General features: G+C 67.4%; 8 protein-coding genes and 1 riboswitch. Of the genes, 3 read left to right on the plus strand and 5 right to left on the minus strand.

Going from position 1 to position 12,799, the window contains the following annotated elements:
* Positions 1-7 precede the first annotated feature (7 nt).
* From AC6HZP_RS10820 to AC6HZP_RS10840, 5 genes are all read right to left on the minus strand, one after another.
* A complete protein-coding gene (locus AC6HZP_RS10820) occupies positions 8-757 on the minus strand; it encodes an SDR family oxidoreductase (RefSeq protein WP_497526558.1) in 750 nt (249 codons plus the stop codon).
* A 104-nt stretch (positions 758-861) separates the two neighbouring features.
* Positions 862-1,476 carry a nucleotidyltransferase domain-containing protein gene (locus tag AC6HZP_RS10825; RefSeq protein WP_497526559.1) on the minus strand — a complete coding sequence of 205 codons (615 nt, stop codon included), beginning with the start codon at positions 1,474-1,476 and terminating at the stop codon, positions 862-864.
* A gap of 149 nt (positions 1,477-1,625) precedes the next feature.
* The gene (locus AC6HZP_RS10830; RefSeq protein ID WP_497526560.1) at positions 1,626-3,089 is read right to left on the minus strand and encodes a peptidoglycan DD-metalloendopeptidase family protein; all 1,464 of its coding nucleotides are present in this window, start codon (positions 3,087-3,089) and stop codon (positions 1,626-1,628) included.
* Positions 3,090-3,223: 134 nt separating this feature from the next.
* A complete protein-coding gene (locus AC6HZP_RS10835; RefSeq protein ID WP_497526561.1) occupies positions 3,224-4,048 on the minus strand; it encodes a ferritin-like domain-containing protein in 825 nt (274 codons plus the stop codon).
* An 8-nt stretch (positions 4,049-4,056) separates the two neighbouring features.
* The gene (locus tag AC6HZP_RS10840; RefSeq protein WP_497526562.1) at positions 4,057-4,524 is read right to left on the minus strand and encodes a peroxiredoxin; all 468 of its coding nucleotides are present in this window, start codon (positions 4,522-4,524) and stop codon (positions 4,057-4,059) included.
* A 320-nt stretch (positions 4,525-4,844) separates the two neighbouring features.
* Here AC6HZP_RS10840 and AC6HZP_RS10845 point away from each other — a divergent pair, with 320 nt between their 5' ends.
* From AC6HZP_RS10845 to AC6HZP_RS10855, 3 genes are all read left to right on the plus strand, one after another.
* A complete protein-coding gene (locus tag AC6HZP_RS10845) occupies positions 4,845-8,189 on the plus strand; it encodes a hypothetical protein (protein WP_497526563.1) in 3,345 nt (1,114 codons plus the stop codon).
* Between the two features lie 231 nt (positions 8,190-8,420).
* Entirely contained in the window at positions 8,421-11,198 is a 2,778-nt protein-coding gene (locus AC6HZP_RS10850; RefSeq protein ID WP_497526564.1) for an autotransporter family protein, read from the plus strand.
* 279 nt (positions 11,199-11,477) lie between these two features.
* A riboswitch (SAM-I-IV-variant riboswitch) is annotated at positions 11,478-11,586 on the plus strand.
* Between the two features lie 37 nt (positions 11,587-11,623).
* Positions 11,624-12,556, plus strand: a complete 933-nt coding sequence (locus AC6HZP_RS10855) for a homoserine O-succinyltransferase (RefSeq protein WP_201403571.1) — start codon at positions 11,624-11,626, stop codon at positions 12,554-12,556.
* Positions 12,557-12,799: the final 243 nt, after the last annotated feature.

Genomic DNA, 12,799 nt, shown 5'->3' on the forward strand with positions numbered 1-12,799 from the left:
GCCGCGATTACTTCACCGCGGCGTTGCCGCCATCGGCATAGAGCGCCGATCCGGCCACGAAGCTCGACATCGGGCTGGCGAGAAAGAGCGCTGCCAGCGCGATCTCCTCCGGCTGCGCGATGCGCTTCAGGGCATGCAGGCCAGCGGCCCAGTCCTTTTGAGCCTGATCGCCCGCCATCGCCGTGTCGACTCCGCCCGGCAACAGCGCATTGGCGCGGATTCCCCGGCTCGCATAGTCGGCGGTGATGCCCTTCACCAGCCCCATCAGCGCCGCCTTGGAGGCGCCGTAGGCCGACATGCCGGGGATGCCGACGCTGGTGCCGACGAAGGTCGAGGTGAAGACGATCGATCCGCTGCCGCGCGCGAGCATGGCGGGGATCTGGTGCCGGCTGGCGAGGAATGCGGAGGTCAGGTTCGCCGCCAGCGTCTCCTGCCAGTCGGCGACCGTCACCTCGGCGAGCGGCAGGATCGGGCCGACCATGCCGGCATTGTTGACCGCGATATCAAGGCCGCCGAAACGCTCAGTGGCGGCGGCGACGAGCGCTTCATGCGTCGCCTCGCGGCTGACGTCGCCCGCGACGGCATGGGCCTTTCCGCCGTCTGCCCGGATGGTGGCCGCGACCGCGTCGAGCCCCGCCTGGCCACGTGCGTTGAGCACGACGGCGGCGCCGTGCTCGGCGAGCAACAGGGCGATGGCGCGACCGATCCCGGCCGATGCGCCGGTGACGATGGCGACCTTGTCTTGCAGCATGGACATGAAGAACCTCCTTGAATGGGAGGTCGAGGGATAGGGGTGGTCCGAGACGGCGGCGATCCGATTGTTGCGGTCAAATCGACGGCAGTAGAGGTTTGTCGTCGAGGCTACAGCGCGACGATCCAGGGATGGCCGGGATGGAGCGTCTGGAGGCCAGCCTTCAGCCATGCACGTTCCGCCTTCTCCAGCTTCGGCAGGGCGTTGGCGAAATCGAGCTCGTCCTTGGCGCGGGCGTGCTTCGCCTTGAACAGCAGAACGGCGGCGGGCTTCAGATAGGGCAGGCCGCCCGGCGTCGTCGCGACCATCTCCGCGCGGCGGCGAACCAGTCGCGGGTCGCGCCGATAGACCCATTCGTCCGGCGTTCCCGGCTCGATCATCATGTCGACGCGCCAACGCCGTTCCACAGGGTCCAGGCACCAGATCTGGAAGATCTCCGGGGCAGGGTCCGCGCCGACCGGCAAGGGAGCGACGATGCCGCTGCCGGCCGTGAAGAACTCCATGCCGGCGAGCGCGTGGCGAAACGCATCGAGATCGTCGCGGAGAACGGCGAATTCGAGGTCCTCGTGCTCGCGCGTCTCCTGGCCGTGCCAGAGATCGAGCGCCCAGCCGCCGACAACGTGCCAGGGTCTGCCGATGCCGCGCAGGCGCTGGCCGAGCTCGGCCGGATGCCAGGCGGTCCAGGCGACATCGTCGGGTAGGATCTGGGAAGTAATGCGAGCCATCCGCGTGTCGTTCCGGCGCCACGCGGCCTGGAGGGCGCGCGGATGTCCGGATGGTCGGTCTGGCCGGACGGCCCTGTCAATTTGGTTGCGTCTTCTTCACGCGAGCCAGCATCCGCCTCGCTCAAAATGCTCTGGATCCGGTCGCTGACCTAGATCCAGTCGCTGATTTCCTGACCGGCGCGCAGATATTCCATCGGGTCGATCGCCTGGCCGTTGATGCGGATCTCGTAGTGCAGGTGCGGACCCGTCGAGCGTCCGGTGGAGCCGACATTGCCGATGCGGCGGCCGGCGACGACCTTTTCGCCGACCTTGACGGCGATCTGGCTGAGATGGCCGTAGCGGGTCACGACGCCATTGCCATGGTCGACGTCGACCATGTTGCCGTAGCCGCCATTGTAGCTGGCGGCGATCACCGTGCCGTCCGCGACCACCTTGGCCGGCAGGCCGGTGGGGGCGCGGAAGTCGATGCCGGTATGCATGGCGAGGCGGCCGAGGAACGGATCCTTGCGCGTGCCGAAGCGGCTCGAGATATCCGCCGTGCCGATCGGCCGCTTCAGCGGCAGCGCCTGCGCGATCGAGCGCAGCTTGGCGAAACGGTCGAATTCGTCGGCGAGCGAGGCGACCTCGCTCTTGAAGTCGATATTGCTGGCCGTGACCGGAACGAAGGGGCCGCCGACGTCCTGGTCGCGACCCTGATTGCGGCTCTTGGGCACGGGGCGGCCGAGCCGCTTCAGCACGGTCTCGATCTTGCGGGTGCGGCCCGACATCTTGCCGGCCATCGCCAGCACGACGGCATCCTGGTCGGCCTGCATGGCGTCGAGCTTGCGGGCGAGCGGAGCTAGCCGGGGATCCGGCGGCATCGGCGTCGCGGCCGTCTTATCCTTGCCGGGCGAGCGCAGCCCCATATCGGCGAATTGCGCGACCGGCTTGGCGACGGTCGGCGAGATCGAACCGGTGATGTCCGGATCGGTCGACTTGCCGCGGCCCTTCGTGCTGCGCGCCTTGGTGGAGCCCGGCGCCGGAACGTCGAGCCCGGCGCGGCGCGCGGCCTCGGAGAGCTTGGTCAGCGCCGCCTGCCTGAGCTCGAGTTCCTTCTGCCGGTTGAGCAGGTCGCGGACCTTCTGGTCGACGCCGGCATTTTCCTTCGAGCGGACCGCGTTCAGCTGGTCGATCTCTTTGGTCAGGCTGTCGATCGTGCCGCGCAGCGAGGCGATCTCGCCCTCATAGATGGCGCTCGCCTCGACTTCGCGGGCCTCGCGCACATTCTGGCTGGCGACGATCGCGGTCTGGCGCGCGGCTTCCGCGTTCAGGAGATCGTCGCGGTAGACCAGGTAGGCGGTCGAGCCGAAATAGAGCATCGAAAGAACGAACAGGCATGCGCCGCCGAGCGCGAGCGTCCGCGGACGCAGATGGATCGTGCGCACGCCTTCGCGATGGGCGATGGCGATCTGCGTCTTCGCGGGCCTTGGCTGCTTTGCAGGCTTGGGCTGCTTCGCCTGTTTCGGGAGCGAATTGCGGCCAGCGCGACGCGGCTCCGGCAGCGGGGGCTCGGGCAGGTGGTGGACCAGATCCACGCGAAGAGGATGATGGGGTTCCGGGTAGGCACTCGGCATTGACGTTCCAACCATGGCGACGGTTGTCTGTGGCCGAGGACACGACCGCTTCGCCACGATTAAAATCGGTTAGGGTTAAGGCTTGGTTGACGGAGGGCGTCCCGAGGCCCGCCGTCCCCAGGGAGACCCGGGGCTCAGCCGTTGGCGCGGGGCGCCAGCGGGCGGTAGAAGCCGGGCGTCATGCCGGCCTCGGAGCGCGCGGCATCGTTGAAGGGCGGCTTCAGGGGCCCGCGGAAATGCTTGATCACCAGCTGCCGGAAGGTCGGCTCGGGCGGCAGGCGGTGGCGATCGCACATGAATCGGAACCACTTGGCGCCAAAGGCGACGTGGCGCTTTTCGTCGCGGTAGATGATCGAGAGGATGTTGGCGCTGGCCGCGTCGCCGACCTCGTTCATCTTGTCGATCAGCGGCGGCGTGACGTCCAAGCCGCGCGCTTCCAGCACCAGCGGGAGAATCGCCAGCCGCGCCGTCAGGTCGTGGCCGGTCTCCTGCGTCGCCTGCCAGAGCCCGTCATGCGCCGGCAGGTCGCCATAGGCGGCGCCGAGCTCCTTCAGCCGGTCGGCGAGCAGCGCGTAGTGCTTCGCCTCCTCCAGCCCGACCTGCACCCAATTGTCGAAGAACGAGCGGGGCAGCGGCACGCGGACGAATCGGCCGACCAGGTCCCAGGTCAAATCGACGGCGTTGAGCTCGATATGGGCGAGCGAATGGATCATCGAGATGCGGCCATGCTCGGAATGAACCGAGCGCTTCGGCAGTTCGCGCGGCGGCACCAGGATCGGCCGGTCGGGGCGACCCGGCCTGTCCGGCATGGCGCCATCGAGCGCGCCGGCCGAAAGCGACAGGCGCCGGCCGAACCAGGCCTTGGCGGTGGCGAAGGCGAGCTCGACTTTCTCGTCGAGATCGCGCGTGGCGACGATGCGCGCCGAGGCGGCGGCGAGGCTGCGGAGGTCGGACGACATCGGTGCGTTCACAGGCTCCGCGCGGCGGCGAGGACTTCCTCGACATGGCCGGAGACCTTGACCTTCTCCCAGACGCGGGCGATCCGGCCCTCGGCGTCGATGAGATAGGTCGTGCGCACGATGCCCATGAAGGTGCGGCCATACATCTGCTTCTCGGCCCAGACGCCATAGGCCTCCAGCATCGTCTTCTCCTCGTCGGAGGCGAGCGGGATCGTCAGATCGTGCTTCTTCTTGAAGCGGTCGTGCGATTTGACGGAATCGGCCGAGATCCCGACCACCTTGGTGCCGGCGGCCTCGAAGGCGGCGGCCTGGGCCGAAAAGTCGATCGCTTCCAAGGTACAGCCGGCGGTGTTGTCCTTGGGATAGAAATAGAGGACGACCTTGTGTCCGCGGAGGTCGGCCAGACTGATTCTGCCGCCGCCATCTGTGGGCAGGTCGAAATCGGGAGCAGGGGAGCCTTGGGGCAGGGCGGGCATGCGCCTTCCTTTCGTCGCACTTCTCTGGCGTGACAAGCAGAATTGACGGGGATTTTGCAAGAGGGGCTTGGATCTGTTCGCGATTCCGGTTGTGATCGCGGACAGGAGGCTGGCGGATATTCGCACCGGCTCCCGACACCAGGGTTTACGCCGCTCCCGAGCCCGGGCGCGGCAGGCAAGGGATTTGAGGCCTGACCATTCGCCTGGACGAGTTCCCATCGGCGCGCGCGCATCGGCCTCGCCGTGATCGTCCGCCGAAAAAGCGGGGCGGCTGGCCAAGGCTGCTGCTGCGGCTGCTCGGGGCTATCCTGCTGGCGGTGATGATCGTCGTCGGGATGCTGGCCGCGATCGTCTTCACGGGTCCTGTCGAGTTCGATGTCGTCCGCGAGCGGGTCATCGCCACGCTGTCGTCGCGGCTCGGGCCGGATTATGGCGTAAAGGTCGGGCGCACCACCATCGATGTCGATCCCGTTCTCGGCCTCGTCGTCGAGGTCGACGAGGTGTCGATCCGGGATCGCGACGATGCCGTCGTCGGGCGCGTGCCGGCGGCGAGGCTGGCGATCGACCCGCTGTCGCTGCTCCGCCTGCGCCTGGACGTTAGGACGATCGAGATCTCGGATGCTGACATCTCGCTGGTGCGCAGCCGGGCCGGCCGGGTCTATCTCGGCACGCCGAACACCATTCATCGCGCCGAGCGCGCCCAGGCCGACGCCACGCCGGCGCAATCACCCGTGCCGCCCGAGCCCGTCGCAGCCGAGCCGCCGGGGGAGATCGACGGCGGCTTCCCCGACCTCATCACGGCGCTGCGCACGCTGAACGGCGCGCTCGACCCGGCCATCGAGCTCGCGCTCGACCGCGGCTTCGAGCGCCTGTCGATCGACGCCTCGACCATCCAGGTCTGGGATGCGAGCCGCCTGCAGCAGCGCACGTTCGGGCACACCGACATCGCGCTCACCGTCGACGCCGAAACCGGGACGGTGAAGGCGAATTTCGACACCTCCGGCTATGCCGGCCGGTGGGGCATCATTGCCGAGCGGACGGTGGACGACACCACCGGCGCCCGCATGCTGTCGCTGGTCTTCTCGCAGCTATCGCTCGCCGACATCAATCCGGATCTGGGCCGGCCGGACAGCCAGCTGCAGTCGGACGTGCCGCTGTTCGGCCGCGCCACGGTCCGCCTGAACGAGAAGGGCGAGGTCGAGAACGCCGCCGTCCGCCTCGATCTCGGCGCCGGCAACATCGTCTCCGGCATCGGCAAGGACACCGTGCTGCTCGACGAGGCGACGATCCGGCTGCGCTGGGACGTGCCGCGCCGGACCATCGTCGTCGAGCCATCCTCGCTCTTCTTCGGCGATACCCGCATGGTCGTCGCCGGCGAGGTCAAGCCGCTCAGCGACAAGCCGGACGGCCGCTACAGCTTCAACCTCGAGAGCCGCAACGCGATGCTGTTCGCGAGCGACGCCAACGCGCCGCCGATCATCGCCGACCGCATTGCCATCGTCGGCACCGCCGACATTCCGGCGCGGCGGCTCGACTTCACCGACGCGGCGATCAACACCCAGGGCGGATCGATCGCCGCCGCCGGCTCGCTTGGCTTCGACGGGGCGACGCCCTCGCTCGCCATGGCGGCCTCGTTCTCGCCGATGGCGATCTCGACGCTGAAGCAGATGTGGCCGCCGTTCCTCGCCGGGGGCGCGCGCAAATGGGTGTACGAGCACGTCCATGGCGGCACGCTCGAGGCGGGGCGCTTCGAGGCGGCCGTGCCGGCGGGCGTGCTCTGGACCGGCGAGCGCGTCATCCTGCCGGAAGACAACATGCGGCTCGACATGCGGCTGGAGGACGTCTCCTTCACCACAATCGGCAACATTCCGTCGATCACCGGCGCCAGCGGCAACGCCGTGCTCGCCGGATCGACCTTCGGCGTCGACATGGAGAAGGGCCTCATCACGGCGCCGTCCGGCAAGACGCTGGACGTGACGGTCGGCGCCTTCGCCATCTCCAACACGGCGCAGCGCTTCCCCGAAGGCCATATCGAGCTGCAGCTCGAGGGCGATGTCGGCGCCATGGCCGAAATCGCCGACAGCGAGCCGATCCTCGCCATGCAGCGCCGCTCGATCGACCCGGCAACGCTTTCCGGCCGGGGGCAGGCCAGCATTTCGGTCAAGCTTCCGTTGAAGCCGGGCCTGACGCCCTCCGAGGTCGACTGGCGCGTCGGGCTGACGACGTCGGGCTTCGCCAGCGCGACGCCGATCGAAGGCAAGACGATCAAGAACGGCGCGCTGTCGATGGTCGCGACCCCGGCCGAGGTCTCCATCCATGGCAAGGCGACCATCAACGGCGTGCAGGCGTCGATCGATCTGGCGCAGCCGCTCGGCGACGCGGATGGTGACGGCGACGGCGACGAGGGCCGGCGCAAGATCACGCTGAGCCTCGACGCCCAGGCCCGCAAGCAGCTCGGCATCGGCCTCGACGACGTCATCGGCGGCACGGTCGGCGCCACGGTCTCCGACCTCGGCGACGGAGCCAAGGGCCAGCATTACGAGCTCGATCTCAAGCAGGCGCGGCTGGTGCTGCAATCGGTCGGCTGGTCCAAGGGCATCGGCGTTCCGGCCAAGCTGAGCTTCGATCTGAAGCCGACCAAGAACGGCTTCGCCGTCGACAACATGGTCGCGACCGGCGACGGCTTCGGCTTCCGCGGCAAGGCGGTGCTCGATGCCAAATACGGCCTCATCTCGGCCGAGCTGGAAAACCTGGCCCTGCGCAAGGGCGACAAGCTTTCCGTCAGCCTGAGTCGCAAGGGCAACGGCTATTCGATCGTCGCGCGCGGCCCGTCCTTCGACGTGCGCGGCCTGATCGCGCAGTACAAGGCCGCCGCCGCCGGCCCGAACGAGAACGCCGCCGACATCTCGGTCGACGCCAAGGTCGGCACGCTGATCGGCTTCAACCAGGCGACGCTTTCCGACGCCGCCCTGGTGGTGCAGTCGCGCGGCGGCACGGTCCGCAAGGCGACGGTGGAAGGCGTGCTCGATAGCGGCGGCATCTCGTTGAGCTACGCCGACAGCGGCGACCAGGCGGAGCTCCGCGTCAATTCCGGCGACGCCGGCAGCGTCTTCCGCTTCATCGACATCTATAGCCGCATTACCGGCGGGCGACTGACCATGACCGGCCGGCGCGTCGGCGCGACGGGGCCGTTTTCCGGCATCTTCGACGTCCTCAATTTCCGCATCGTCGGCGAGCCGTCGATGGCGCGCCTCGTCTCGGCGACGAATGGCAGCGGTCCGGCGGCGACGCGCACCGGCGTCGATCCCAACAACGTGCCGTTCGATCGCATGCGCCTCGACTACACCAAGCGCGGCTCGATCGTCGTGATCGACGACGCCATCCTGCGCGGCGCAACCGTCGGTGCAACCTTTAATGGTACGCTCGATCTCGCCAGGCAGACCGTCTCGCTCGCCGGCACCTATCTGCCGGCCTACGCCTTCAATAATTTGTTCGGCAAGCTTCCTATCATCGGCCTCGCGCTCGGCGGCGGCAGCCAGGGTGGCCTGATCGGCGTGACGTTCAAGGTCGAGGGCAAGCTCAACGCGCCGAGCCTGATGATCAACCCGCTCTCGGCGATCACGCCCGGAATCTTCCGGAAAATCTTCGAATTCCCCGTTAACTGACGGGCTCGGGACGACGTAGCGTCCCTGGGGCAGGGGCGGGCGGATGCGCCTGCGATCGCGGCCGCGTCGGCATTCGAGCGGAGCGTTTCCGATCGAAACAATTCCGAATTAATATTGATCCCTTAATATCCTGAACGTAGAGTTGCAGCAGCACATCGTAGGGCACGGTGCGTGTCGGCCGATTCCCGCCCAGGGATGCCGACGGTGCTGTAACTGAGTTTTGGGGGCAGAATGTCATCTCGTATCCATCGCGGCCGCACGGGCCGCGCGCCGCTGACCGCCGGCGTGTCGCTGGCCGTAATCGCGGCGATCACCGGAACGGCGTCCGCGACGGACATCACGACGCTGAAGACGGTCACGAACCAGGCTGATCTGGACGCGCTCGGCAGCACGATCAACGTCAGGGCGCCGTACGGACTTCAGGTTATCTCCGCCGACAATATTGTCTTCTCGGGCACGATCCTGAACGACAACAACTCCTGGACGCCAAGCAACAATTACGGAAAGTTCAACAAGGGCGGCACCGGCACGCTGACGCTCAACAACGCCACGATTCGTGGTGGTGAGGCTTACGTCACCGGTGGCACATTGAACTTTGCCGGCAACAACAACATCATCGACTATCTGGCGGTCGGCTCCGGTACTACGCCCGTCGGATCTGGTCCGGCGACCACCCCCAACGTCGGCGCCATGACGATCGGCGACGGCGCATCGGCGCGCTTCAACGTCACCCTTTCGGTCGGCGACTGGGGCGGCACCGGCACCGTTTCGCAGACGGGCGGCACGGTGACGGTCTCGAAGGACTGCGTCGACTTGAGCCGCTGCGGCGCGATGCACATCGGCAACCAGGGCGGCAACGGCACCTACACGATCACCGGCGGTGTCCTGGATATCAACAATGCGCGCCTGACCATCGGCCGCAACGATCGGAACGAAGGCAACAGCACCGGCCTGCTCGAAATCCAGGGCGGTGAAGTCCGGATCGGCGAGAAGGCCTATCTGACGATCGGCTTCGGCGGAGAGCTGGCGGATCGCACCGGCACGGCTTCTGGCGCCATCCGCCAGACCGGCGGCGTCCTCAGCATCACGAACGGCTCCCAGTTTCATCTGGCCGGCCGTGGCACCGGTACCTACGACCTCGACGGCGGCACGTTGAAGATCGGTGGCAACAGCCTCATGGCCAATCGCCCCAACACGACCGGCGCCTACACGTTCAATCTCGGCGGCGGCACGATCAAGGTCGATGGCCAGAAGCTCGTGACCAGCGTCAATGCGACGCTGAAGGAAGGCACCGTCTCGACGATCGACACGAGCGGTTTGGGCGCGAGCTGGTCGGGACGTTTGGATGGCACCGGCGGGCTGAACAAGGTCGGCGGCGGTGATCTCGCGATCGGCACGCTGTCGAACCAGATCAGCGGCCTGCGGATCGCCGAGGGCTCCGTTTCGCTCGGTTCCGAGACTCTTTTCGGCCAGCGCGACATGAACCGGGCGGACCCGGTCAACACGACGCTCGATCTCGCCGGCGGCACGCAGCTGAACGTCAACGGCAACTTCTCGCTCGGCGCGGAAGACCGCTACATCGTCGGCATCAACGGCAACGACCAGGCGGGCCGGATCGTCGTCAATGGCCAGGCGGATCTGCAGGGCGCGACGCTCGAGATCGGTGCGAACCCTGGCCTGAAGGCGAACCACGACTACACGATCGTCTCAGCCGACAGCTTCCGGCAGGAAGGCGCGTCGGACAACTTCACACTCGCGCCGACCGACTTCGCCTTTGTGACGCCGGAACTGCTCTTCGGCGAGATTGTCGGCAACAAGCAGAATCTCGATCTGCGTCTCCAGCGCGACAAGTCCTTCGCCTCGGCCGCGCAGACCGCCAATCAGGCGGCGGCCGGCAACGGGCTCGATTCGGTTGGCGGCGGCGCGCTCTACGAGGCGCTGGAAGTCGTTTCGCGCGGCAACGCCGCGGCGGCCCTCGATGCGATCTCCGGCGAGGTCCATGCCAGCGCTTCCGGCGTGCTGCTGAACGACGGTCTCTTCCTGCGCGACGCCGTGCTCGGCCGGCTGCAGTACCCGTCGAAGGGCGCGGCAACCCCGTCCGTCAGCCTCGCTTCCGGCTATGCCGAGGGCGAGAAGCGCAGCGCGGCTCCGTTCCCGGGCGCGCCGCAGGCGCCGGTCGCCGAGGCCAACACGTTCTGGTCGCAGGCCTTCGGTTCCTGGGGCCATAGCGACAGCGACGGCAACGCCGCCAAGGTTGACCGTTCGACCGGCGGTATCCTGGTCGGTTACGACCGCGACTTCGGCCGCGACTGGCTGCTCGGCGTCGCCGCCGGCTACAGCCGGACGAACTTCGACCTCGATGACCGTAATTCGTCGGGCAACAGCGACAACTACCACCTGCTCGCCTATGCCGGCGGCAAGTTCGCCGACGTGAATGTCCGCCTCGGCGCCAGCTACACCTGGAACGACATCGACACGACCCGCAACGTCGTGCTGCCGAACTATTTCGAGCAGGTGAAGGCCGACTATTCCGCCGGCACGACGCAGGTCTTCGGCGAGCTCGGCTATGACGTCGCCGTCGGCGCCGCGACGAAGATCGAGCCCTTCGCCGGCCTCGCCTATGTCCATCTCTCGACCGATGGTTACAGCGAGACGGGCGGTTCGGCTGCTCTCACCGCCGCGAGCAACAACCAGAGCGTCACCTACGGTACGCTCGGCCTCCGCGCCGATCACAAGATCGCCGTCGGCAACACCGCCGTGACGCTGCAGGGCGCCGCCGCCTGGCAGCATGCCTGGGGCGACGTGACGCCGACGACGGCTCTGGCCTTCGCCGGTGGCGATGCCTTCCAGGTGACCGGCGCGCCGATCGCCAAGGACGCGCTGCTGCTCAAGGCTGGCTTCGACGTCGACGTGACGGCGGGCGCCAAGTTCGGCCTGTTCTATGCCGGCCAGATCGCCAGCGACGCGGCCGACAATTCCGTGCAGGGCCGCCTGAGCGTCGCCTTCTAAGGCGAGCTGGTCGATAGACCCTCACCCCAACCCTCTCCCGCACGCGGGAGAGGGGGATCGCCGGAGCTCGACGTTGCGCGTTGACGTTGGCGAAAGGCGCTGGCCCAAAGCCCTCGCCCGCTTGCGGGAGAGGGTTGGGTGAGGGACTTGCTTCTGTTTGAATAGAGATCGAGGGGCGGTGCTTTCGGGCGCCGCCCCTTTTCGTTTCGGCTCCCGCGCTTCGCGTGCGCCAGTCGCGATAGAATTCTTTGCCAAATCGCTCCAGTCGGGATAGAAGCGGTCCTACATCAAGAGTTGGGGCGACGCCCAACGCCAACCTGCCTATCCGGGCAAGGTGGCACTCTCCTTCGGAGAGGATGTGGCCGAGCCGGCAACCAAACGGATCCAGCCACCAAGCGTCCGCCCTCGCTGCAGAGGACGCATGAATGCCGATCAAGATCCCTGACGATTTGCCTGCTTCGCGGACGCTCGAGGCTGAGGGCGTCGTGGTGATGCGGGAAACCGACGCGGTCCGTCAGGACATCCGCCCGCTCCGGATCGGGCTCCTGAACCTGATGCCCAACAAGATCTCCACGGAGACGCAGTTCGCCCGCCTGATCGGCGCCTCGCCGCTGCAGGTCGAGCTGACGCTGGTGCGAATCACCGACCACACGCCGCGCCACACGGCGGCCGAGCACATGCTCGCCTTCTACCAGCCGTGGGAAGACGTGAAGTCGGAGCGCTTCGACGGCTTCATCATCACCGGCGCGCCGGTCGAGCGCATGCCGTTCGAGGCGGTCAGCTACTGGGACGAGATGCGCCGCATCCTCGACTGGACGCAGACGCATGTGCATCGCGGCCTGACCATCTGCTGGGCGGCGCAGGCGGCGCTGCATCATTTCCACGGCATGCCGAAGCATGACCTCGACGCCAAGGCCTTCGGCATCTTCCGCCATCGCAGCCTGCTGCCGAGCTCGCCCTATCTGCGCGGCTTCTCGGATGATTTCACCATCCCCGTGTCGCGCTGGACCGAGGTGCGCAGCGCCGATGTTCCCACGGGAAGCGGGCTCCGGACGCTGGCCGAAAGCGACCAGACGGGCCTATGCCTGCTCGAGGATCCCGGCCACCACATGCTGCACATGCTGAACCACGTCGAATACGACACGACGTCGCTCGCGGACGAATATCATCGCGACGCGGCGATCGATCCCGCCATGCCGCTGCCGGTCGACTACTTCCCGGACGACGACCCGACGCGGCGGCCGGAGAACCGCTGGCGCAGCCATGCGCATCTGCTGTTCAGCAACTGGATCAACGACGTTTACCAGACCACGCCCTTCGACATGGCGCGGGTCGGGCTGGACCGCGACAAGGGCTGAGCGCGTCGGGCGTTGAGGACAACAGAAAAGGGCGGGCCTCGGCACCGCCCTTTTTGCTTGTTCGCCCCTGCTCGGGGGGAGGCGCCGGGACAGCCTTGCGCTCCGTCAGCCCCACGCTCGCCGTCATCCCGGCCCCCGAGCCGGGATCCATTCCGCCGAGGCATGGGAGGTGCAGCCGTCCAGCGCCGCGGCTGCATGGATCCCCGCCTTCGCGGGGATGACGGGGAGCTTGTGGCGACCGCC

The sequence above is a fragment of the Kaistia sp. SLG-1 genome (genome assembly GCF_059699055.1).

What these genes read in the sequence shown, in the direction of transcription:
- AC6HZP_RS10840 (WP_497526562.1), bottom strand. Translation starts at nt 4,524, where the DNA reads ATGCCCGCCCTGCCCCAAGGCTCCCCTGCTCCCGATTTCGACCTGCCC.
- AC6HZP_RS10825 (WP_497526559.1), bottom strand. Translation starts at nt 1,476, where the DNA reads ATGGCTCGCATTACTTCCCAGATCCTACCCGACGATGTCGCCTGGACC.
- AC6HZP_RS10820 (WP_497526558.1), bottom strand. Translation starts at nt 757, where the DNA reads ATGTCCATGCTGCAAGACAAGGTCGCCATCGTCACCGGCGCATCGGCC.
- AC6HZP_RS10830 (WP_497526560.1), bottom strand. Translation starts at nt 3,089, where the DNA reads ATGCCGAGTGCCTACCCGGAACCCCATCATCCTCTTCGCGTGGATCTG.
- AC6HZP_RS10835 (WP_497526561.1), bottom strand. Translation starts at nt 4,048, where the DNA reads ATGTCGTCCGACCTCCGCAGCCTCGCCGCCGCCTCGGCGCGCATCGTC.
- AC6HZP_RS10850 (WP_497526564.1), top strand. Translation starts at nt 8,421, where the DNA reads ATGTCATCTCGTATCCATCGCGGCCGCACGGGCCGCGCGCCGCTGACC.
- AC6HZP_RS10845 (WP_497526563.1), top strand. Translation starts at nt 4,845, where the DNA reads ATGATCGTCGTCGGGATGCTGGCCGCGATCGTCTTCACGGGTCCTGTC.
- AC6HZP_RS10855 (WP_201403571.1), top strand. Translation starts at nt 11,624, where the DNA reads ATGCCGATCAAGATCCCTGACGATTTGCCTGCTTCGCGGACGCTCGAG.